Source organism: Methyloceanibacter sp. (assembly GCF_041573655.1).
Lineage (GTDB): Bacteria > Pseudomonadota > Alphaproteobacteria > Rhizobiales > Methyloligellaceae > Methyloceanibacter.
In genome coordinates this window covers 22,832-43,621 of the sequence record NZ_JBFFQD010000019.1, presented here as the reverse complement: position 1 = coordinate 43,621, position 20,790 = coordinate 22,832, and the positions used below count along the sequence as shown (strand labels likewise).

19 protein-coding genes and 4 tRNA genes are annotated in these 20,790 nt (G+C 61.5%); 18 read left to right on the top strand and 5 right to left on the bottom strand.

Translation table 11 applies throughout. The features are described from left to right. Position 1: 1 nt before the first annotated feature. The 4 genes from ABY454_RS06665 to ABY454_RS06650 form a co-directional block, all read right to left on the bottom strand. Positions 2-77 (bottom strand) — tRNA-Thr (locus ABY454_RS06665). Positions 78-191: 114 nt separating this feature from the next. Further along, complete coding sequence (locus tag ABY454_RS06660; protein ID WP_372929399.1) at positions 192-548, bottom strand: hypothetical protein; 357 nt, start codon at positions 546-548, stop codon at positions 192-194. 265 nt (positions 549-813) lie between these two features. Then, entirely contained in the window at positions 814-1,230 is a 417-nt protein-coding gene (locus ABY454_RS06655) for a hypothetical protein (protein ID WP_372929398.1), read from the bottom strand. 15 nt (positions 1,231-1,245) lie between these two features. Next, positions 1,246-1,482: a hypothetical protein gene (locus ABY454_RS06650; RefSeq protein ID WP_372929397.1), complete on the bottom strand. Its 237-nt coding sequence runs from the start codon at positions 1,480-1,482 to the stop codon at positions 1,246-1,248. A gap of 157 nt (positions 1,483-1,639) precedes the next feature. Here ABY454_RS06650 and ABY454_RS06645 point away from each other — a divergent pair, with 157 nt between their 5' ends. Next, the gene (locus ABY454_RS06645; protein ID WP_372929396.1) at positions 1,640-1,909 is read left to right on the top strand and encodes a hypothetical protein; all 270 of its coding nucleotides are present in this window, start codon (positions 1,640-1,642) and stop codon (positions 1,907-1,909) included. 214 nt (positions 1,910-2,123) lie between these two features. Beyond that, positions 2,124-2,528 (top strand): hypothetical protein, encoded by a 405-nt coding sequence (locus tag ABY454_RS06640; RefSeq protein WP_372929395.1) that lies wholly within the window; start codon positions 2,124-2,126, stop codon positions 2,526-2,528. A 97-nt stretch (positions 2,529-2,625) separates the two neighbouring features. On the opposite strand, the gene rlmB is transcribed toward ABY454_RS06640, so the two are convergent. Then, entirely contained in the window at positions 2,626-3,423 is a 798-nt protein-coding gene (gene rlmB, locus ABY454_RS06635; RefSeq protein WP_372929394.1) for a 23S rRNA (guanosine(2251)-2'-O)-methyltransferase RlmB, read from the bottom strand. A 202-nt stretch (positions 3,424-3,625) separates the two neighbouring features. Here rlmB and ABY454_RS06630 point away from each other — a divergent pair. The 16 genes from ABY454_RS06630 to rpsJ all read left to right on the top strand — a co-directional run bounded on the left by ABY454_RS06630 (position 3,626) and on the right by rpsJ (position 20,768). Continuing rightward, a tRNA-Tyr gene (locus tag ABY454_RS06630) sits at positions 3,626-3,710 on the top strand. Positions 3,711-3,735: 25 nt separating this feature from the next. Then, positions 3,736-3,809, top strand: a tRNA-Gly gene (locus ABY454_RS06625). Positions 3,810-3,871: 62 nt separating this feature from the next. Further along, positions 3,872-3,948 (top strand) — tRNA-Trp (locus tag ABY454_RS06620). 89 nt (positions 3,949-4,037) lie between these two features. Next, the gene (gene secE / locus ABY454_RS06615) at positions 4,038-4,235 is read left to right on the top strand and encodes a preprotein translocase subunit SecE (protein WP_372929393.1); all 198 of its coding nucleotides are present in this window, start codon (positions 4,038-4,040) and stop codon (positions 4,233-4,235) included. A 4-nt stretch (positions 4,236-4,239) separates the two neighbouring features. After that, positions 4,240-4,770 carry a transcription termination/antitermination protein NusG gene (gene nusG, locus ABY454_RS06610; protein ID WP_372929392.1) on the top strand — a complete coding sequence of 177 codons (531 nt, stop codon included), beginning with the start codon at positions 4,240-4,242 and terminating at the stop codon, positions 4,768-4,770. Positions 4,771-4,818: 48 nt separating this feature from the next. Further along, positions 4,819-5,247, top strand: a complete 429-nt coding sequence (gene rplK, locus ABY454_RS06605; RefSeq protein ID WP_372929391.1) for a 50S ribosomal protein L11 — start codon at positions 4,819-4,821, stop codon at positions 5,245-5,247. A gap of 3 nt (positions 5,248-5,250) precedes the next feature. Continuing rightward, positions 5,251-5,949: a 50S ribosomal protein L1 gene (rplA, locus tag ABY454_RS06600; protein WP_372929390.1), complete on the top strand. Its 699-nt coding sequence runs from the start codon at positions 5,251-5,253 to the stop codon at positions 5,947-5,949. 337 nt (positions 5,950-6,286) lie between these two features. Next, positions 6,287-6,802, top strand: a complete 516-nt coding sequence (gene rplJ, locus ABY454_RS06595; protein WP_372929389.1) for a 50S ribosomal protein L10 — start codon at positions 6,287-6,289, stop codon at positions 6,800-6,802. A 45-nt stretch (positions 6,803-6,847) separates the two neighbouring features. Further along, on the top strand, positions 6,848-7,225 hold the full coding sequence (gene rplL / locus ABY454_RS06590) for a 50S ribosomal protein L7/L12 (RefSeq protein ID WP_372929388.1): 378 nt from the start codon (positions 6,848-6,850) through the stop codon (positions 7,223-7,225). Between the two features lie 156 nt (positions 7,226-7,381). Continuing rightward, the gene (gene rpoB / locus ABY454_RS06585; RefSeq protein WP_372929387.1) at positions 7,382-11,512 is read left to right on the top strand and encodes a DNA-directed RNA polymerase subunit beta; all 4,131 of its coding nucleotides are present in this window, start codon (positions 7,382-7,384) and stop codon (positions 11,510-11,512) included. Positions 11,513-11,585: 73 nt separating this feature from the next. Next, the gene (gene rpoC, locus ABY454_RS06580; RefSeq protein WP_372929386.1) at positions 11,586-15,824 is read left to right on the top strand and encodes a DNA-directed RNA polymerase subunit beta'; all 4,239 of its coding nucleotides are present in this window, start codon (positions 11,586-11,588) and stop codon (positions 15,822-15,824) included. 358 nt (positions 15,825-16,182) lie between these two features. Continuing rightward, on the top strand, positions 16,183-16,554 hold the full coding sequence (rpsL, locus tag ABY454_RS06575) for a 30S ribosomal protein S12 (protein WP_372929385.1): 372 nt from the start codon (positions 16,183-16,185) through the stop codon (positions 16,552-16,554). Between the two features lie 40 nt (positions 16,555-16,594). Further along, positions 16,595-17,065, top strand: coding sequence for a 30S ribosomal protein S7 (rpsG, locus tag ABY454_RS06570; RefSeq protein ID WP_372929384.1), 471 nt, complete (start codon positions 16,595-16,597; stop codon positions 17,063-17,065). Between the two features lie 12 nt (positions 17,066-17,077). Next, a complete protein-coding gene (gene fusA, locus ABY454_RS06565; RefSeq protein WP_372929383.1) occupies positions 17,078-19,153 on the top strand; it encodes an elongation factor G in 2,076 nt (691 codons plus the stop codon). A gap of 54 nt (positions 19,154-19,207) precedes the next feature. Then, a complete protein-coding gene (gene tuf / locus ABY454_RS06560; RefSeq protein WP_372929382.1) occupies positions 19,208-20,398 on the top strand; it encodes an elongation factor Tu in 1,191 nt (396 codons plus the stop codon). Between the two features lie 61 nt (positions 20,399-20,459). Beyond that, complete coding sequence (rpsJ, locus tag ABY454_RS06555) at positions 20,460-20,768, top strand: 30S ribosomal protein S10 (protein ID WP_069438070.1); 309 nt, start codon at positions 20,460-20,462, stop codon at positions 20,766-20,768. The last annotated feature ends 22 nt before the right edge of the window (positions 20,769-20,790 follow it).

The following is a 20,790-nucleotide window of genomic DNA, read 5'->3' as shown; positions in this document are numbered from 1 at the left end:
TTGGTGCCGGCTGGAGGATTCGAACCCCCGACCTACTGATTACAAATCAGCCGCTCTACCAACTGAGCTAAGCCGGCATCTGATGCTTGGCCTCTGCATGACCCTGATCTGGGGCGAGGCGCGCTGCACTCCAAGCCCCTTTATCCCACTTTTGCAGTCCTGCTCAAGCGGCGTGGCGTGAGAGCCCGCGGCTAGTACGTGGCGAAGCGGTAGGTGACGTTGCCGAAGACGCCGAAGCGCTCGCTCGAGAACTCATTGAGCTCCACGGTCGTGTCGCGATGAAGAAAGTCGGTGTCGCCGTCCGTCTCGGCATACCAATAGCGCACCCCTGCGCCGATGGCCCAATTGGTCGCAATATCCAGCCTTAGTTCGCCTTCGAGTTGATAGCCCCAGCCTGTGCCTTCGTCGGTGCGGTTGGGCACGGGGCCGAGATCAGTGCGGAAGTAGTGACTGTCCTCGTTCCAGAGATAGGCGACGGGGAGGATGGCGGCGTCGGCGCGCACACTCAGCCGGTCCCAGAGCTTTGCTCTGAGTTGCCCAACTCCCATTGCGGATCGGGGGAGGGGTTGGCGTTGGGCGGCAGGGGGACGGCGTAGGGGCGCGGCACGTCGACGGCTTGCGCGTTGGCAGGCCCTGCGATGCAGGCCGAAGCCAGCAGCATCAGACCTATGCGTCGTAGCATGTTCCGCCTCGCCCCTTGGTAGACTCACGTTTTCGCTGGTCCCCAAGGTGGCTGGCGGCTGGTTAAGGAGAGCTTAAGACGTGCGCCGAAATGGGACGTTGAGGCCCTCTATCGCACGGAAAACTTGAGGGTTAGCGGCGGCGGCTGGCCAGAAGGCCGGCGGCGAAGGCGAGGGCGAGCAGGGTCAGCGGACCCACCTGCTGCATGGACTTGCCGAGGCCCTGATCGATCATGGCCAGGCCTTCGGCCGGTGCGTTGACCAGGTCCGGTTCTTTGCGTTTCGGCTTGGCGAGGACCGGGCTGAGGAGCAGGAGGAGCACGCCGAGAAAGGCGAGCACGGCTGCCACGATCCCGGACGCCTCGAGCGGCGAGAAGTCGTAGAGGAGAAGCGCCTGGTAGGCCGCGACCAGACCGAAGCCGAGCGCGAACAGCAGAACGACGATGGCGATGACGATGGTCACGGTCCGCCGGACCGAGCGCTCGACGACATCTTGTATGCGCGCGCCGATCTGCAAAGACGAGATCAGCGACAACACGAGACGAAGCATGGAGATCGTCCTCGACTAGCGCCGGGTGAAGACGCCGAACAGGAAGCCAAGGCCGGCGGCAATGGCCACGGCCTGGAGTGGGTTCCGCTTGATGGCTTCTTCAGCCTCTTGCGCGGTCTCCACGGCCTTGTCCTGGGCGCGGCCCATTTGCGTGTTGGCGATGCGGCTGACGGTCGAGGTCAGGTTCTGCATATCCGCCCGGATCGCGTCGATCTGTGCGGCCAGCTCTTCGGTCTGTTTGGCGGTTGCCATGGGGGTCTCCCTGAAAATGGTTAGGTCAGGCTTCTTAACGAACCATACACGAGCATGTCTTGCACAGCACCTCTTGCTGGAGCCTTGCGTTGCCGCAGGGACTTTCATCGTTTAGAGTCCGATTGCTTAAGAGGGGTGCCGCAGGGGGAATTCGGCAATGTTCGACGTGAGGCTGGGTCTGGCTGCGATTGCCGCCGTCGGTCTGTTGGCCGTCCTCCCGCAGAGCCCCGCGCAGGCCCGCGATGGCGGGCCGGCCTTCCATCACGGCAAGCGCGCCCAGAGTGCCTATTGCCTCCGCCGGAATTACTGGTGGTTCTACCGGCCCTACACCACCAAGCAAGAAGACTTCCCCCGCTGCGAGCCGTACTTCCACTACCTGGAGCCGGCATCGGGACGCCGCGCCGCGCCGTCGCGCTACTCCAAGTAGTCTTACGCGACACCTTCTCTAACTGATCTTAGAATTACTGATATTCAGCGCAAGTGTATCATTTTGCGCCAGTCGTTAGTGTGTCTGTAATCCTTTTCTTGGGCCGGGCAGGCCTCTGTTAACCTTGCTGATACTTGCGCTCCTTGCTCTTTAGGCAGCCTACCACTGGCCGGCGCCAGCATGGGGCGCCCCCTAGTTCCGAGTGGAGTTACAAATGAGAATCCTGTTGAGTCTTGTCGCCGTTGTGGCGGTTGCGGTCGGCTTTAGCCTGATCTCCGCGGCTGGTGCCGACGCGCGTTGCCGGGTGGGTTGGGGCTGCAGTGCCGCCGTCCTCGTTCCGGCGCCAAATCCCATTCCGCTGCGCCGCATGCGGCGCCCACGGGTTGTCGCGCCATGCGGCGTTGCGCCTTGCGCGGCTCCGGTGGCTGTTGCGCCCGCGCCATGTGTCGCGCCGTGCGGCCTGCCGCCGGGCCCGACCGCATACCGTTATCGGGCGCCGAACTACTATGCCTATTACAAGCAGCCGGCCTATGCGGGCGAGTGCGGCCTCAGCACCTGCAACACCTATTGGCGCAGGAACTGCTGGTACGACTCGTTCGGCCGCCGCTTCTGTAACTGACGTTAGAGCTTCCAGCGCGAGCTGGTTGATTCCCGGATGCGAGGGGGAGGGTGCGTGAGCACTTTCTCCCTCGCGTTCGTTTAAGCCTCACGCGTCTTTAGGTTTGGCGGCTCGCCCAATGCATGGCGATGGCCGCGGCGTTCGACACGTTGAGGCTCGCCAGCGCGTTCACCGTCGAGATGCGGCACATGCGATCGCAGCGCTCGCGCGTCAACTGACGCAAGCCCTTGCCTTCCGCGCCGAGCACCAGCGCCAAGGGGCGGCTGAGGCTTGCGTCTTCGAGCGTGGTCTCTGCGTCCTCCGCCAAGCCGATGCGCATCACGCCGCGTGTCCCGAGTTCGGTCAGCGCTTGCGCCAGGTTCTTGACCGCAACGACGGGAATGAGGTCGAGCGCGCCGCTCGCCGCCTTGGCCAGCACGCCTGAGAGCGGCGGGCTGTGACGCTCGGTCAGGACCAGACCCGATGCACCGAAGGCGGCGGCCGACCGCAGCGCCGCGCCCACATTGTGCGGGTCGGTGACCTGATCGAGCACCAGGAGAATGCCGTTCGGGTCCACATCGTCGAGGGTCCGGAGCGGCAGCGGCCCGGCCTCGAGGAGCACGCCCTGATGCACCGTGTCGGGGCCGAGCAGCCGGTCGAGATCCTTGGGCAGCATGGTGTCCACCTGGACACCGCGCTCGGCGATGAGGGTACCCAGCCGATGGGCAGCGTTCTCGGTGGCTCGAAGGCCAATCAGGGGTCTATCGGGATTCGCGAGAGCGGCTTCGACCGCGTGGAGGCCGAAGAGCTGTATGGGCTCGCCGCCGGCGTTTCGGGGCGATCCGCGCCGCTTGCCCTTCTTGCCTTTCCCGCCTTGGGAGAACTGTTTGGAATGCTTATATTTTTGATCAGGCATCGGATGTCGACCTCAAGGCGTGGGGGACTGCGACAAGGTGCGGAAGGCACCGAAAACCAAGGAATTCCAGTCCGCTCGTCCTGATTTACAGTTGACAGAGGCCCCATGGCTACTCATAAACGCTGAAATTGCGGACCCTGCCGGCCGACGGCGGGGTGTTTTTGCTTGGTCAAATCACCGTTTAATCCATCTTTGCTTCCAAGGAGGGGTGCCCGAGTGGCTAAAGGGGACGGGCTGTAAACCCGTTGGCTATGCCTACGTTGGTTCGAATCCAACCCCCTCCACCACCTCTTCAGGAGCCGGATGGGGATTGCGGGTGTAGCTCAATGGTAGAGCAGCAGCCTTCCAAGCTGACGATGAGGGTTCGATTCCCTTCACCCGCTCCAAGAGTTTAAGGCTGCAAGCTATTTGATTTGAAAGCGAATTTTAAGGACGGCGAGACGACGATAGGAGTGTAGCTCAACTGGCTAGAGCACCGGTCTCCAAAACCGGGGGTTGGGGGTTCGAGTCCCTCCACTCCTGCCAGGTTGGAGAGGCGAGATGCCGGCCATGAGCTCAAAAAGGAAGAAGGGCGGCCCGGGCGCGAATGCGCAGGGTCTTTAGGACCGAAACAGATGGCGAAAACGAATCCTTTTGTGTTTCTCCAGCAGGTGCGCACCGAGGTGTCCAAGGTCACCTGGCCGACGCGCCGGGAGACGGTCATCACAACCATCATGGTGGTCATCATGTCCATCCTGGCCGCGCTGTTCTTTCTTGGCGTTGATTGGGTGCTGGGGACGGTCGTCCGCACCATCTTGGGAATGAGATTCTAACCGGATGGCTATGCGCTGGTACATCGTCCACGCCTACTCGAACTTCGAGCGGAAGGTCGCGGAGTCCATCAAGGAACGCGCCGCCGCCGCCGGTTTCGGCGACAAGTTCGAGCAAGTGCTCGTGCCGATGGAGGAAGTCGTGGAGATGCGGCGTGGCCGGAAGGTCGCGTCCGAGCGCAAGTTCTTTCCGGGCTACGTGCTGGTCAAGATGGAGCTCGATGACGAGACCTATCACCTGATCAAGGACACGCCCAAGGTCACCGGCTTTCTCGGTACCGAGAATAAGCCGATGCCGATCACCGAGGAGGAGGCGGGCCGTATCCTTCATCAGGTGCAGGAGGGCGTGGAACGGCCGAAGCCGTCCGTGACCTTCGAGATCGGCGAGCAGGTACGCGTGGCCGACGGACCCTTTGCCTCGTTCAACGGCTTGGTGGAAGAGGTCGACGAGGAGCGTGCGCGGCTCAAGGTGGCGGTTTCGATTTTTGGCCGGGCGACCCCGGTCGAGCTCGAATACGCGCAAGTGGAGAAGCTTTAACGACCGCGCGGACAACGCGCGCATTCGTAGAACGCAGGACTTAAGTGGATGGCGAAGAAGATCGACGGTTACATTAAGCTGCAGGTGCCGGCAGGGCAGGCGAATCCTTCGCCGCCGATCGGGCCGGCACTGGGTCAGCGTGGGGTGAACATCCCTGAGTTCTGCAAGGCATTCAACGCGGCCACGCAGAAGCTCGAGCCCGGCTCGCCGATCCCCACACTGATCACGGTCTATGCCGACCGCTCCTTCACCTTCGAGATGAAGACGCCGCCGGCGTCTTATCTCCTGAAGAAGGCGGCGAAGATCGGCAAGGGCTCCAAAGAGCCTGGCCGCGCCGGCGCCGGCAAGGTGTCCCAGGATCAGCTGCGCGAGATCGCCGAAACGAAGATGGTGGATTTGAACGCGAACACTGTTGAGCAAGCGATGAAGATCATCGCCGGCTCCGCCCGCTCGATGGGTCTTGAGGTGCAGGAGTAAACGATGAGCAAGCCTGGCAAAAGGTTCCGTACCGCCGCAGACGCAATTGAAGCGGAGAAGCTTTATGGCATCGAGGATGCCGTGAAACTGATCAAGAGCGGTGCCAAGACCAAGTTCGACGAGACGATCGAGATCGCCATGAATCTTGGTGTCGATCCGCGTCACTCCGATCAGATGGTGCGCGGCGTATGTCAGCTGCCGCATGGTTCTGGCCGCAAGCTGCGGGTTGGTGTGTTCGCCAAGGGTGACAAGGCCGAGGAGGCCAAGAAGGCCGGTGCCGACGTCGTTGGTGCCGAAGATCTGGTGGAGCAGGTGCAGAAAGGCGTGATCGAGTTCGATCGCTGCATCGCCACGCCGGACATGATGCCGCTGGTTGGCCGTCTCGGTAAGGTGCTCGGGCCCCGTGGCCTGATGCCGAACCCGAAAGTTGGCACCGTGACCGCCGATGTCGCCGCGGCCGTTGGCGCCGCCAAGGGTGGCGCCGTGGAGTTTCGCGTCGAGAAGGCCGGTGTCATCCATGCCGGCGTGGGCAAGGCGAGCTTCACCGAAGAGGCGCTGGTGGAGAACATCCGTGCCTTCACCGATGCGGTGAACAAGGCCAAGCCTTCGGGCGCCAAGGGAACGTTTGTGAAGCGGATCGCCGTGACCTCGACCATGGGGCCCGGCGTCAAAGTCGAGCCTGCCAGTCTCGGCAGCGCTTAAGTAGAGAGTTTCGGGGCTTCGGCCCCGAAGGGTTGTCCGGTTCGCCGGGCAATCCACACCTGTCCGAGATTGCAGGTGCGGGAGACCGCTTAAGCCATTCGGGCCTGCATGAGACGGGAGATGAACGGTTCGATGGGAGCGGGCTTTCCGCAACCAGGAGATCGATCTGAACCTCGTATGTGGCTCGCGCGCGTTTTTGCGCTTGGGCGGGACAGGCAACAGAGCGCCGCGCAGTACGCGCGGGGTGGCTTCTGGCCTTGCCCCGCATGTCTCGCGGCACAGTGTGGCCGAAGGCCGCGAGGGATGACTTCGCGGCTTTGAAAAAAACGGAGTGAGCATGGAAAGAGCTGAGAAGCGCGAAGTTGTCTCTGCGCTTCATGACGCCTTCGCCGAGACTGGCGTGGTCGTCGTGGCTCACTATGCGGGCCTGTCCGTAGCCGACATGACCAAGCTGCGCAGCGACATGAGAGAAGCTGGCGGCCGGGTCAAAGTGGCGAAGAACAGGCTCGTGAAGCTTGCGCTCGAAGGGACAGACGCCAAGGGAATCACGGATCTGATGAAGGGGCCGACTTGCCTCGCATTTTCCGACGATCCCGTCACGGCGCCGAAGGTGGCCGTCAAGTTCGCCAAGGGGAACGAAAACTTCGTGATCCTAGGCGGTACGATGGGGACCACGCTTCTGGACACAAGCGCAGTGAATTCGCTTGCCGAATTGCCATCGCTCGATGAGCTCCGCGGCAAACTGGTTGGCCTCCTTCAGGCACCGGCGGGCAAGATCGCCCGCACGGTCGGTGCCCCGGCTGCCCAGCTTGCGCGGGTTTTTGGAGCCTATGGCAACAAGGACGCGGCGTGAGCCGAGAAATAACCCAATACGAGTTGAACGTACGAGGATAAGACAATGGCAGATCTTCAGAAAATTGCAGACGACCTTTCGGGCCTGACAGTGCTCGAGGCCGCTGAACTGGCTAAGATTCTTGAGGAGAAGTGGGGTGTGTCCGCCGCTGCTCCTGTGGCGGTTGCGGCTGCGGCCGGCGGTGGCGGTGATGCCGCTGCGGCTGAGGAGAAGACGGAGTTCACCGTCGTTCTCACGGCAGCCGGCGAGAAGAAAATCAACGTGATCAAGGAGGTGCGTGCGATCACCAGCCTCGGCCTGAAAGAGGCCAAGGACCTTGTCGAGGGTGCGCCGAAGCCTGTGAAGGAAGGCGTGCCGAAGGACGAGGCCGACAAGATCAAGAAGCAGCTCGAGGACGCAGGCGCGACCGTTGAGCTCAAGTAGCTTGGGTTGAAGAAGCCCCGGGCGGACACAATATATATGTGTTCGTCCGGGCTTCTAACCCATCCAAATTCGCGTGACGTGACAGTTCACCAGAGTCTCCGCCTCAGACGCGGGGTTTCCGGCGAGCGGTCGCGATGAGCTTTTGAGAGGACCCACATGGCGCAGACTAACGGTCACAAGCGATATCGGAAATTTTTCGGCCACATCACCGAGGTGGCCGAGATGCCGAACCTCATCGAGGTTCAGAAGCAGTCCTACGACCAGTTCCTCATGGTGGAGGAGCCTGAAGGAGGCCGTGGCGACGAGGGGCTGCAATCGGTATTTCGCTCTGTGTTCCCGATCAAGGATTTTGGCGAGCGCGCACAGCTCGAGTTCGTGCGCTATGCGTTCGAGGCGCCGAAGTACGACGTCGAGGAGTGCCAGCAGCGCGACATAACCTACGCCGCGCCGCTAAAGGTGACCCTTCGCCTGATCGTCTTCGATATCAACGAGGAGACCGGCGCGCGCTCGGTCAAGGACATCAAGGAGCAGGACGTCTATATGGGCGACATGCCGCTCATGACGTCGAACGGAACGTTCGTCATCAACGGCACGGAGCGTGTGATCGTCTCCCAGATGCACCGTTCGCCTGGCGTGTTCTTCGATCACGACCGCGGCAAGACGCACTCATCCGGCAAGCTTCTCTTCGCCGCACGGATCATTCCGTATCGCGGCTCGTGGCTCGATTTCGAGTTCGACGCCAAGGACGTTGTCCATGTGCGTATCGACCGGCGCCGCAAGTTGCCGGTCACGACGCTGCTCTACGCGCTCGGTCTCGATGACGAGGAGATACTGTCGACCTTCTACGACAAAATCACGCTGAAGGCGACGAAAGACGGATGGCGCATGCCGTTCCGTCCTGATCGTATGCGCGGCATCAAGCCGACCACGAACTTGATCGATGCGAAGACTGGAAAGGTGGCCATCGAGGCCGGCCGTAAGGTCACAGCACGTCTTGCCAACAAGCTTGCCGACGAGGGCCTCAAGGAGCTGCTCATCAAGGATGAGGATCTCTATGGCCGCTACCTCGCGCAGGACATCGTCAACATGGAAAGCGGCGAGATCTATGGCGAGGCCGGCGAGGAAATCGAGGAGGCGCTGGTCGAGACGCTGAGAGAGCTCGGGCTGAAGGAAATCCCGATCCTCGATATCGATCACGTCAACATCGGCGCGTTCATCCGCAACACGCTCGCAATCGACAAGAACTCGAACACTGACGAGGCGCTGCTCGACGTTTACCGGGTTATGCGTCCTGGCGAGCCGCCGACGCCGGAAGCCGCGCAGAACCTGTTCAACGGCATCTTCTTCGATTCGGAGCGTTACGACCTGTCGGCCGTGGGCCGTGTGAAGATGAACATGCGGCTTGACCTCGATGCCCCCGACACGATGCGCACGCTGCGTAAGGAGGACATCCTCGCGGTCATCAAGACGCTGGTGGATCTGCGTGACGGCAAGGGCGACATCGACGATATCGACCATCTCGGCAACCGCCGTGTGCGCTCGGTTGGCGAGCTCATGGAGAACCAGTATCGCGTGGGGCTCTTGCGCATGGAGCGCGCCATCAAAGAGCGCATGAGTTCGGTGGATATCGATACCGTCATGCCGCAGGACCTCATCAACGCGAAGCCCGCTGCTGCCGCGGTACGCGAGTTTTTCGGCTCGTCTCAGTTGTCGCAGTTCATGGACCAGACCAATCCGCTGTCGGAGATCACGCACAAGCGGCGTCTGTCGGCGCTTGGCCCGGGCGGTCTGACCCGCGAGCGGGCAGGCTTCGAGGTGCGCGACGTGCACCCGACCCATTACGGCCGCATCTGTCCGATTGAGACGCCGGAAGGTCCGAATATCGGCCTCATCAACTCGCTCGCGACCTTTGCGCGCGTGAACAAATACGGCTTCATCGAGAGCCCGTATCGCCGCGTGGTGAAGAGCAAGGTGACCGACGAGGTTGTCTATCTCTCGGCCATGGAAGAGGCGCGTTACATCATCTCGCAGGCAAACGCGGAACTCGATCCGAAGGGTGCCTTCGTCGAGGAGCTGGTGGTCTGCCGCCACGCCGGCGACGTTGAACTCTATCCGCGCGAGCGCGTCGACTTGATCGACGTGTCGCCGAAGCAGCTTGTGTCCGTGGCCGCGGCGCTCATTCCGTTCCTGGAGAACGACGACGCTAACCGCGCACTCATGGGCTCGAATATGCAGCGTCAGGCGGTGCCCTTGGTCACAGCCGAGGCGCCGCTGGTCGGCACCGGCATGGAAGAGGTTGTGGCGCGGGATTCGGGTGCGGCCATCGGCGCGCGCCGGACCGGCATTGTCGACCAAGTCGATGCGACCCGCATCGTCATCCGGGCCACGGAGGAGACCGATCCTTCGAAGTCCGGCGTCGACATCTATAACTTGCGCAAGTTCCAGCGCTCAAATCAGAACACCTGCATCAACCAGCGGCCGTTGGTGCGCGTGGGGGATGCGGTTGGAGTAGGCGACATCATTGCGGACGGTCCGTCGACCGATCTCGGCGAGTTGGCACTCGGCAAAAACGTGCTCGTCGCCTTCATGCCGTGGATGGGCTACAACTTCGAGGACTCCATCCTGATCTCCGAGCGCGTCGTGCGTGACGACGTATTCACCTCGATCCATATCGAGGAGTTTGAGGTCATGGCCCGCGACACCAAGCTTGGGCCGGAGGAAATCACCCGCGATATTCCGAACGTCTCCGAAGAGGCGCTCAAGAATCTCGACGAGGCGGGCATCGTCTACATCGGCGCCGAAGTGCATCCGGGTGACATTCTGGTGGGCAAGATAACGCCCAAGGGTGAGAGCCCGATGACGCCGGAAGAGAAGCTGCTGCGCGCCATCTTTGGCGAGAAGGCCTCCGACGTGCGCGATACCTCGCTCAAGCTGCCGCCCGGCGTGGCCGGCACGGTGGTCGAGGTGCGTGTGTTCAACCGTCACGGCATCGAAAAAGACGAGCGCGCCATGGCGATCGAGCGCGAGGAGATCGAGCGTCTCGCCAAGGACCGCGACGACGAGCTCGCGATCCTCGACCGTAACGTTTACGGCCGTCTGCGCGACGTGCTGATGCACAAGCAGGTCTCCAAGGGACCGAAGGGCATCAAGAAGGACTCCAAGGTCACCGAGGCGACCCTGGACGACATCCCGCGCGGTCAGTGGTGGGAGATCGCGCTCAAGAACGACAAGGCCATGGCTGAGGTCGAGGCTATCGGCCGCCAGTACGAGGAGGCCAAGAAGCTTCTGGAGCAGCGGTTCGTCGACAAGGTCGACAAGCTGCAGCGCGGCGACGAGCTGCCGCCGGGCGTGATGAAGATGGTCAAGGTCTTCGTTGCGGTGAAGCGCAAGATTCAGCCGGGCGACAAGATGGCTGGCCGCCACGGCAATAAGGGCGTGATCAGTCAGATCGTGCCGGTTGAGGACATGCCGTATCTGGAAGATGGGACGCCGGTCGATATCGTGCTGAACCCGCTTGGCGTGCCGAGCCGCATGAATGTGGGCCAGATCCTGGAAACGCATCTGGGTTGGGCCTGCCGCGGTCTTGGCAAGAAGATCGGTGAGGCACTCCACGCCTACCAGGAGTCGAATAAGCCGAAGCCGTTGAAGGATATGCTCAAGTCTATCTACGACGACGACAAATCCGTTGCGGCACTCAAGGACGATCAGCTCGTCGACGTGAGTAAGAGCTTGGTGCCGGGCGTGCCGGTGGCAACGCCGGTCTTCGACGGCGCGCACGAGGCTGACGTCTCGGACATGCTGGTAGCGGCGGGCCTCGACTCGTCCGGTCAGGTGAGCTTGTACGACGGCCGTTCCGGCGAGGAGTTCGAGCGTAAAGTGACGGTGGGCTACATCTATATGCTGAAGCTCCACCATCTTGTGGACGACAAGATTCACGCCCGTTCGATCGGTCCGTACAGCCTCGTCACCCAGCAGCCGTTGGGCGGTAAGGCCCAGTTCGGCGGTCAGCGCTTCGGCGAGATGGAAGTGTGGGCGCTCGAAGCATACGGCGCGGCCTACACACTTCAGGAGATGTTGACGGTGAAATCGGACGACGTTGCCGGCCGTACCAAAGTGTACGAGGCGATCGTTCGCGGTGACGACACGTTCGAGGCGGGTATCCCCGAATCGTTCAACGTGTTGGTCAAGGAAATGCGTGCGTTGGGACTGAACGTCGAGTTGGTGCAACCGAACCCGGAGGATGTGAAGCCGCAACGGGCGCAGTTGCCGAGACCTGCGGCCGAGTGAGCTTAAGAGCCGAGACAAGCACCAACTTACGACCAACCGAAGGGCGGCGCGCCGTCCGTTGGGAGAAATGAGAATGAACCAAGACATCGCCAATCTGTTTAGCCCGCAGACGCAGCAGCAGAATTTCGATCAGATCCGGATCGCTATCTCGAGCCCGGAGAAAATTCTGTCGTGGTCGTTTGGCGAGATCAAAAAGCCGGAGACGATCAACTACCGGACCTTCAAGCCCGAGCGCGACGGCCTGTTCTGCGCGCGCATCTTCGGCCCCGTGAAGGACTACGAGTGCTTGTGCGGCAAGTACAAGCGCATGAAGTACAAAGGCGTCATCTGCGAGAAGTGCGGTGTCGAGGTGACGCTCGCCAAGGTCCGGCGCGAGCGCATGGGCCATATCGAGTTGGCCGCGCCCGTCGCGCATATTTGGTTTCTGAAGTCGCTGCCCTCGCGCATCGGCCTGCTGCTCGACATGACGCTGAAGGATCTGGAGCGGGTCCTCTATTTCGAGAACTACATCGTGCTCGAGCCGGGGCTGACCTCGCTCAAGCCGTTGCAGCTTCTGTCGGAAGAGGAGCACATGCAGGCGCAGGACGATTTCGGCGAGGACTCGTTCACCGCCGGCATCGGCGCCGAGGCGATTCGCGAGCTTCTCAAAGGTCTTGATCTGGAGAAGATCGCCGCAGATCTGCGTGTGGAAATTGCCGAGGCAACGACGGAGCTTAAGCCCAAAAAGCTGGCAAAGCGTTTGAAGGTGGTCGAGGCCTTTATCCAGTCGGGCAACAAGCCGGAGTGGATGATCCTGACCGTCGTGCCGGTGATCCCGCCGGAGCTTCGGCCTTTGGTGCCGCTCGATGGTGGCCGCTTCGCCACGTCCGACCTTAACGATCTCTACCGCCGCGTGATCAACCGGAACAACCGCCTGAAGCGGCTGATGGAGCTTCGCGCGCCAGACATTATTATCCGCAACGAGAAGCGTATGCTGCAGGAATCAGTGGATGCGCTGTTCGACAACGGCCGCCGCGGCCGCGTCATCACCGGCGCCAACAAGCGTCCGCTGAAGTCGCTTGCCGACATGTTGAAGGGCAAGCAGGGCCGGTTCCGTCAGAACCTGCTTGGCAAGCGCGTCGACTATTCGGGCCGGTCGGTCATCGTGGTGGGTCCCGAGCTCAAGCTGCATCAATGCGGCCTGCCAAAGAAGATGGCGCTCGAACTGTTCAAGCCGTTCATCTATTCGCGGTTGGACGCCAAGGGCCACGCCGCCACGGTGAAGCAGGCGAAGAAGCTGGTTGAGAAAGAAAAGCCGGAAGTGTGGGACATTCTCGATGAGGTGATCCGCGAGCACCCGGTGCTGCTCAACCGCGCGCCGACCCTGCATCGCCTCGGCATTCAGGCCTTCGAGCCGGTGCTGATCGAGGGCAAGGCCATCCAGCTCCATCCGCTGGTCTGCGCGGCGTTCAACGCCGACTTCGATGGCGACCAAATGGCCGTTCACGTGCCGTTGTCGCTAGAGGCGCAGCTCGAAGCGCGCGTGCTGATGATGTCCACCAACAACATCCTGCACCCGGCCAACGGTTCGCCGATCATCGTGCCGTCGCAGGATATCGTGCTTGGCCTCTATTACCTGTCGCTGGTGATGGACAACGAGCCCGGCGAGGGCATGATCTTCGGTAGCATCGCCGAAGTTCAGCACGCACTCGATTCCAAGGCGGTAAGCTTGCATGCCAAGGTCAAGGGCCGCTTCATCACGCGGGACGACGACGGCAACTGGGTGTCTTACATCTATGACACGACGCCCGGGCGCATGTTGCTGGGCGAGCTTCTGCCGCGGCGCCCCGAGGTGAGCTACGACCAGGTCAACCAGCTGCTCACGAAGAAGGTGATCTCCAACATAATCGACGTGGTCTATCGCCACTGCGGTCAGAAGGAGACGGTCATCTTCTGCGACAAGATCATGGGGCTTGGCTTCCGTTACGCCTGCCGCGCCGGCATTTCGTTCGGCAAGGACGACATGGTGGTGCCGGAGACCAAAGACGACATCATCCACAAGACGTCCGATCTCGTGCGCGAGTATGAGCAGCAGTACAATGACGGCCTCATCACACGCGGCGAGAAGTACAACAAGGTGGTCGACACGTGGACGGAGTGCACCGAGCTTGTCGCCAAGGAAATGATGAAACGCATTTCTTCGGTGCAGGTGGACGAGGAGACCGGCCGCGAGAAGCCGATCAACTCGATCTACATGATGTCGCACTCCGGTGCGCGTGGGTCGCCTGCCCAGATGAAGCAGCTCGCCGGCATGCGTGGTCTGATGACCAAGCCTTCGGGCGAGATCATCGAGACGCCGATTATCTCCAACTTCAAGGAGGGGCTGTCGGTGATGGAGTACTTCAACTCCACCCATGGTGCCCGTAAGGGTCTGGCCGACACAGCCTTGAAGACGGCGAACTCCGGTTATCTTACGCGGCGTCTCGTCGACGTGGCGCAGGACTGCATCGTCACCGAGGAGGATTGCGGCACTGACGGCGCTATCACCGCCCGCGCGATCCTCGATGCCGGTGAGGTCACCGTATCGCTCGGCCAGCGCGTGCTGGGCCGCACGACTGCGGATGACGTCAAGAATCCGGCGAACGGCGAGATTGTCCTCAAGGCAGGCGATCTGATCGAGGAGGAGCATGTCGAGGCAATCGAGAACGCTCGCGTCCAGGAGATCCGGATCCGCTCGGCACTGACCTGCGAGACCCGCAACGGGATTTGCGGAAAGTGCTACGGACGCGATCTGGCGCGCGGCACCCCCGTCAACATGGGCGAGGCCGTCGGCGTCATCGCGGCGCAGTCGATCGGCGAGCCGGGCACGCAGCTCACCATGCGGACCTTCCATTTGGGTGGCGTGGCGAGTTCGAAGGTGGTCGACCAGTCTTCGCTGGAGTCTAACTTCGACGGCACGGTGAAGATCAAGCAGCGCAACGTCGTCGAGGACTCCCAAGGCCGGCACATGGTCATGGGCCGGAATACGACGATTGTCGTCGTCGACGAGGACGGCGCTGAACTTGCCGTCCATCGCCTGCCTTACGGCACCCATTTGCGGGTGGACGAAGGTCAAAAGGTCAAGCGCGGCGATCGTCTCGCCGAGTGGGATCCTTACACGCGTCCAGTGCTCACGGAGATCGAGGGTACGGTCGAGTTCGAGGATCTCGTCGAAGGCATGTCGGTCTCAGAGCAGCGTGACGAGTCGACCGGCATCACCAATAGCGTGATCATCGACTGGCGTGCGTCGCCCCGCGGTGCCGACCTTCGGCCCGCGATGGTGATCAAGGACAAGAAGGGCGAAATCGGCAAGCTCAGCAGAGGCGGTGAGGCGCGTTACCTGCTTCCCGTGGACGCGGTGCTGTCGGTCGAGCCGGGCAGTGAGGTGAAGGGCGGCGACGTGTTGGCCCGTATCCCCATGGAAAGCGCCAAGACGCGCGACATCACGGGCGGTCTGCCGCGCGTGGCGGAGCTGTTCGAGGCGCGGCGTCCCAAGGATCACGCCATCATCGCCGAGGTCTCGGGAATTGTGCAGTTGGGCCGCGACTATAAGAACAAGCGGCGCATCAGCATCCAGCCGGATGGAGACGACGCGGAGGTGGTCGAGTTCCTGATCCCGAAGGGCCGGCATCTGACGGTGCAGGAAGGCGATCGGATCGAGAAGGGCGAGTACCTGCTCGATGGCCACCCGGCGCCGCACGATATCTTGGCGATCAAGGGCGTCGAGGAGCTGGCCAACTATCTCGTCAACGAGATTCAGGAGGTCTACCGGCTCCAGGGCGTGACGATCAACGACAAGCATATCGAGGTGATCGTCCGTCAGATGCTCCAGAAGACCGAAGTCGACGAGTCGGGCGACACGGAGTTCCTCAAGGGCGAGCAGGTCGACCGCCTCGATTTCGAGGACGCCAACGTTGCGGCGGTGGCCGCGGGTGGTCAGCCCGCCAAGGGTCAGCCGGTGCTGCTCGGCATCACCAAGGCGAGCCTTCAGACGAAGTCGTTCATCTCCGCGGCGTCGTTCCAGGAGACGACCAGAGTGCTCACCGATGCTGCTGTGAACGGCAAGATGGATGCCCTGGAGGGGCTGAAAGAGAATGTCATCGTGGGCCGGCTCATCCCGGCCGGTACCGGCGGCATGCTCTCCAGGCTCAACCGGATCGCCTCGCATCGTGACGATCTCATCCTTGAGGAGCGGGAACGCGCCGCGCAGGAGGCGATCCAGCAAGAAGAGGGTGAGGACGGTTCAGACGGCCCAGACGGGGCCGAGGAGGCCGAAGAGGGCGCCTCGGCGTAAGAGTTTCGGAAGGATATGGGGCCAGACGGCCAGCAGAAGCCAAAACTGGCGTTTGGCCCCTAATTTCCGGCACTTCTACCCTTGACGTTGTCAGAATCCGCCTGATACAACGCGGCCACTTTATAGTGGCAGGCGGTAGCCCAGCCGATTGGTTGCCTTCGGGCGCGGGTTAGACGCTGCCGGATTAACCGGGATCACATCGGGGTCAAGATCTTGAGGGCCAAGTCCTTCAAGATCCTCTGTTTTTGGCGCTGAAGGGCGAGGTCACTCGCAACTTCGGCTCTTGTGTTTTGGGCTTTTGCCCATTGGATGAACGAGGCCGTCGCGCCTCCAGGATGATTGGACGTTAAAGGCTGCCATGCCGACGATTCAGCAATTGATCCGCAAGCCGCGCCAGGCGCCGGTAAAGCGGAATAAAGTTCCGGCCATGCAGGCCTGCCCGCAGAAGCGGGGGGTCTGTACGCGCGTGTACACCACGACCCCGAAGAAGCCGAACTCGGCACTTCGGAAGGTGGCTCGCGTGCGTCTCACCAACCAGCAGGAAGTGACGAGCTACATCCCTGGTGAGGGTCATAACCTGCAAGAGCACTCGGTGGTGATGATCCGGGGCGGCCGTGTGAAAGACCTTCCCGGCGTGCGCTACCACATCATTCGTGGCGTGCTCGATACCCAAGGCGTCAGCGCCCGTCGGCAGCGGCGTTCGAAATACGGAGCCAAGCGGCCCAAGTAGTTGGGTCGTTTTTGCGTTTTTAGGAAACGGATTAGTCGATATGTCGAGGCGGCACAGAGCTGATAAGCGCGAGATCATCCCCGATCCCAAGTTCGGGGACATGGTGCTCACGAAGTTCATGAACTCCATCATGAAGGAAGGCAAAAAGTCTGCCGCCGAGCGCATCGTCTATGGCGCGCTCGACCAGATGGAGAGCAAGGTCAAGCAGAACCCGATCGAACTGTTCCATCAGGCGCTGCAGAACGTCATGCCCGCGCTGGAGGTTCGTTCCCGCCGTGTCGGTGGCGCGACCTATCAGGTGCCGGTCGAAGTTCGGATCGACCGCCGGCAAGCGCTGGCGATCCGCTGGATTATCGCCGCCGCGCGCGGCCGCAACGAGAACACGATGGTGGAGCGCCTCTCCGGAGAGCTGCTCGATGCCGTCAACAACCGTGGAACCGCGGTGAAGAAGCGTGAAGACACGCACCGTATGGCGGAGGCCAACCGGGCCTTCTCGCATTATCGCTGGTAAGGACTTCGTACGATGCCCCGCAAGACTCCCCTCAAGGATTACCGCAACATCGGGATCATGGCGCATATCGACGCCGGCAAGACCACGACCACCGAGCGTGTGCTCTACTACACGGGTAAGAGCCACAAGATCGGTGAGGTCCATGACGGCGCTGCGACCATGGATTGGATGGAGCAGGAGCAGGAGCGCGGCATCACGATCACGTCGGCCGCGACCACCGCGTTCTGGAAGGACAAGCGTATCAACATCATCGATACGCCCGGTCACGTGGACTTCACGATTGAGGTGGAGCGCTCGCTTCGCGTGCTCGATGGCGCGGTCGCGCTGCTCGACGCGAACCAGGGCGTAGAGCCGCAGACGGAGACGGTGTGGCGTCAGGCTGACAAGTACAGCGTGCCGCGCATGATCTTCGTCAACAAGATGGACAAGATCGGAGCGGACTTCTTTATGTCCGTGAGGATGATCGAGGAGCGCCTCGGCGCCAACGCGCTTGTTCTCCAGCTGCCGATTGGCGCGGAGTCCAACTTCGCGGGCATTATCGATCTGGTTAGAATGAAGGCCGTTGTCTGGGACGACGAGTCGCTCGGTGCGAGCTTCCATGATGAGGACATTCCCGCCGATCTCCTGGATCAGGCGAAGGAGTATCACGACAAGCTGATTGAGAAGGCCGTCGAGCTCGATGAGGAGGCCATGGAGGCCTATCTCGAAGGACGGGAAGTGCCCATGGACAAGCTCAAAGAGCTGATCCGCAAGGGCGCGTGTAATCTGGACTTCGTGCCGGTGCTGTGCGGCACGGCCTTCAAGAACAAGGGCGTGCAGCCGCTACTGGACGCGGTGATCGATTATCTGCCGTCGCCGCTTGACGTGCCCGCGATCAGGGCCATCGACGTCAAGACCGAGGAAGAGGTCGACCGTCCGGCTTCGGACGATGCGCCGCTCGCCATGCTGGCCTTCAAGATCATGAACGACCCATTCGTGGGGTCGCTCACCTTCTGCCGCATCTATTCCGGCAAGGTTGAATCCGGTCAGACGCTGGTCAACACGGTGAAGGACAAGAAAGAGCGTATCGGCCGCATGCTGCTGATGCACTCCAATCACCGCGAAGACATCAAGGAAGCCTATGCGGGCGATATCGTCGCCATTGCGGGTCTCAAGGACGTCACCACAGGTGACACGCTTTGCGATCCGAGCAACGCGGTCGTACTGGAGCGCATGGAGTTCCCGGATCCCGTCATCGAGGTGGCCGTGGAGCCCAAGACCAAGGGCGACCAGGAGAAGCTCGGCGTTGCGCTCAATCGTTTGGCGCAGGAGGATCCGTCCTTCCGGGTGACGGTCGATCACGAGTCCGGCCAGACCATCATTAAGGGCATGGGCGAGCTTCATCTCGACATCATCGTCGATCGCATGAAGCGCGAGTTCAAAGTCGAGGCCAATGTGGGCGCGCCGCAGGTGGCCTACCGCGAGACGCTCACAAAGCTGTCCGAGGTCGACTACACCCATAAGAAGCAGACCGGCGGTTCGGGCCAGTTTGCTCGCGTGAAGATGGTTATCGAGCCGGCCGAGGCGGGCGAGGGCTATATCTTCGAGAACAAGGTTGTCGGCGGCAACGTGCCGAGGGAGTTCATCCCCGGCGTCGAGAAGGGCGTGCAGAGTGTTATCGATACTGGCGTGCTGGCGGGCTTCCCGATCCTCGATGTGAAGTGCACGTTGATTGACGGCGCGTCGCACGACGTAGACTCAAGCGTCATGGCATTTGAGATCGCCTCCCGCGCGGCCTTCCGCGAGGCGGCGATGAAGGCGCGGCCGAAATTGCTCGAGCCGATGATGAAGGTTGAAGTGGTGACGCCCGAAGATTATGTGGGCGGTATCATCGGAGACCTGACGAGCCGCCGCGGTCAAGTTCGTGGCCAAGAGCAGCGCGGCAACGCCACGGTCATCAATGCGATGGTGCCGCTGGCCAACATGTTTGGTTACGTGAACACGCTGCGTTCCATGAGTCAGGGACGCGCACAGTTCACGATGCAGTTCGATAGCTACGCGCAAGTTCCACAGGCTGTGGCGGAAGAAGTGCAAGCAAAGTTCGCCTAAGCGATTAGGCGGTTTTTGAAGTTTAGCTTTTGGTGAGAGGAATGGAGAGCCGACATGGCTAAAGAGAAATTCGATCGGTCAAAGCCGCACTGCAACATCGGGACCATCGGTCACGTCGATCACGGCAAGACGACCCTGACCGCTGCGATCACCAAGACACTGGCAGAGACTGGCGGTGCGACGTTCACCGCCTATGACGAAATCGACAAGGCGCCGGAAGAGAAGGCGCGCGGTATCACCATCTCGACGGCGCATGTCGAGTATGAGACCGAGAATCGCCATTACGCGCATGTCGATTGTCCCGGACACGCCGACTACGTGAAGAACATGATCACGGGTGCGGCGCAGATGGACGGCGCCATCCTGGTGGTATCCGCCGCGGACGGCCCCATGCCCCAGACTCGCGAGCACATTCTGCTTGCCCGTCAGGTCGGCGTGCCGGCGCTCGTCGTGTACATGAACAAGGTCGATCAGGTCGACGATCCGGAGCTGCTGGATCTCGTCGAGCTCGAGGTTCGCGAGCTTCTGACGACATACGAGTTCCCGGGCGACGATATCCCGATCGTCAAGGGTTCGGCGCTTGCCGCCGTCGAGGAGTCGAACGATGAGATCGGCAAGAAGTCGATCCTCGAGTTGATGCACGCTGTCGACTCGTACATTCCGCAGCCCGAGCGTCCGAAGGATCAGCCCTTCCTGATGCCGATCGAGGACGTGTTCTCGATCTCCGGCCGCGGTACCGTGGTCACGGGCCGTATCGAGCGCGGTATCGTCAATGTTGGCGAGGAAGTCGAGATCGTCGGCATCAAGCCCACGACCAAGACGACGGTCACCGGCGTTGAGATGTTCCGCAAGCTGCTCGATCAGGGTGAGGCCGGCGACAACGTGGGTTGCCTGCTTCGTGGTGTCGATCGCGAAGGTGTGGAGCGTGGCCAGGTGCTGGCCAAACCGGGTTCCGTGACGCCGCACACCAAGTTCAAGGCAGAGGCCTACATCCTTACCAAGGAAGAGGGTGGCCGCCATACGCCGTTCTTCGGTAACTACCGTCCGCAGTTCTACTTCCGCACCACCGACGTGACGGGTGTGGTCGAGCTGCCGGAAGGCACCGAGATGGTCATGCCGGGTGACAACATCACCATGACCGTCGAGTTGATTGTGCCGATCGCCATGGAGGAGAAGCTTCGCTTCGCCATCCGTGAGGGCGGTCGTACGGTCGGCGCCGGCGTCGTGGCATCGATCATCGAGTAATTGGAGATTAGAAGCGCGTCGTCCTCAGGGTGGCGCGCTTCTTAAACTTAAGGCCGTCGAGATGCAGAGTCAGAACATAAGAATCAGGCTGAAAGCCTTCGACCATCGCATTCTCGATGCGTCGACCAAGGAGATCGTCAACACGGCGAAACGCACCGGTGCGGAAGTTCGCGGGCCCATCCCGCTGCCGACCCGCATCGAGAAGTTCACCGTGAACCGCTCTCCCCACATCGACAAGAAGAGCCGTGAGCAGTTCGAAATGCGTACGCATAAGCGGCTGCTCGATATCGTCGATCCCACGCCGCAGACGGTCGATGCGCTGATGAAGCTCGATCTCGCCGCCGGCGTGGATGTCGAGATCAAGCTCTAACGGCTGCAGGACGAGGCAAGGA

Excerpts from the sequence above, each read along its gene's own strand:
- rplA (WP_372929390.1), top strand. The coding sequence starts at position 5,251 with ATGAGCAAGCCTGGCAAAAGGTTCCGTACCGCCGCAGACGCAATTGAA.
- rplJ (WP_372929389.1), top strand. The coding sequence starts at position 6,287 with ATGGAAAGAGCTGAGAAGCGCGAAGTTGTCTCTGCGCTTCATGACGCC.
- rpsL (WP_372929385.1), top strand. The coding sequence starts at position 16,183 with ATGCCGACGATTCAGCAATTGATCCGCAAGCCGCGCCAGGCGCCGGTA.
- rpoB (WP_372929387.1), top strand. The coding sequence starts at position 7,382 with ATGGCGCAGACTAACGGTCACAAGCGATATCGGAAATTTTTCGGCCAC.
- ABY454_RS06660 (WP_372929399.1), bottom strand. The coding sequence starts at position 548 with ATGGGAGTTGGGCAACTCAGAGCAAAGCTCTGGGACCGGCTGAGTGTG.
- rlmB (WP_372929394.1), bottom strand. The coding sequence starts at position 3,423 with ATGCCTGATCAAAAATATAAGCATTCCAAACAGTTCTCCCAAGGCGGG.
- tuf (WP_372929382.1), top strand. The coding sequence starts at position 19,208 with ATGGCTAAAGAGAAATTCGATCGGTCAAAGCCGCACTGCAACATCGGG.
- secE (WP_372929393.1), top strand. The coding sequence starts at position 4,038 with ATGGCGAAAACGAATCCTTTTGTGTTTCTCCAGCAGGTGCGCACCGAG.
- ABY454_RS06655 (WP_372929398.1), bottom strand. The coding sequence starts at position 1,230 with ATGCTTCGTCTCGTGTTGTCGCTGATCTCGTCTTTGCAGATCGGCGCG.
- ABY454_RS06645 (WP_372929396.1), top strand. The coding sequence starts at position 1,640 with ATGTTCGACGTGAGGCTGGGTCTGGCTGCGATTGCCGCCGTCGGTCTG.
- rplL (WP_372929388.1), top strand. The coding sequence starts at position 6,848 with ATGGCAGATCTTCAGAAAATTGCAGACGACCTTTCGGGCCTGACAGTG.
- ABY454_RS06640 (WP_372929395.1), top strand. The coding sequence starts at position 2,124 with ATGAGAATCCTGTTGAGTCTTGTCGCCGTTGTGGCGGTTGCGGTCGGC.
- fusA (WP_372929383.1), top strand. The coding sequence starts at position 17,078 with ATGCCCCGCAAGACTCCCCTCAAGGATTACCGCAACATCGGGATCATG.
- rpoC (WP_372929386.1), top strand. The coding sequence starts at position 11,586 with ATGAACCAAGACATCGCCAATCTGTTTAGCCCGCAGACGCAGCAGCAG.
- rplK (WP_372929391.1), top strand. The coding sequence starts at position 4,819 with ATGGCGAAGAAGATCGACGGTTACATTAAGCTGCAGGTGCCGGCAGGG.
- ABY454_RS06650 (WP_372929397.1), bottom strand. The coding sequence starts at position 1,482 with ATGGCAACCGCCAAACAGACCGAAGAGCTGGCCGCACAGATCGACGCG.
- nusG (WP_372929392.1), top strand. The coding sequence starts at position 4,240 with ATGGCTATGCGCTGGTACATCGTCCACGCCTACTCGAACTTCGAGCGG.
- rpsJ (WP_069438070.1), top strand. The coding sequence starts at position 20,460 with ATGCAGAGTCAGAACATAAGAATCAGGCTGAAAGCCTTCGACCATCGC.
- rpsG (WP_372929384.1), top strand. The coding sequence starts at position 16,595 with ATGTCGAGGCGGCACAGAGCTGATAAGCGCGAGATCATCCCCGATCCC.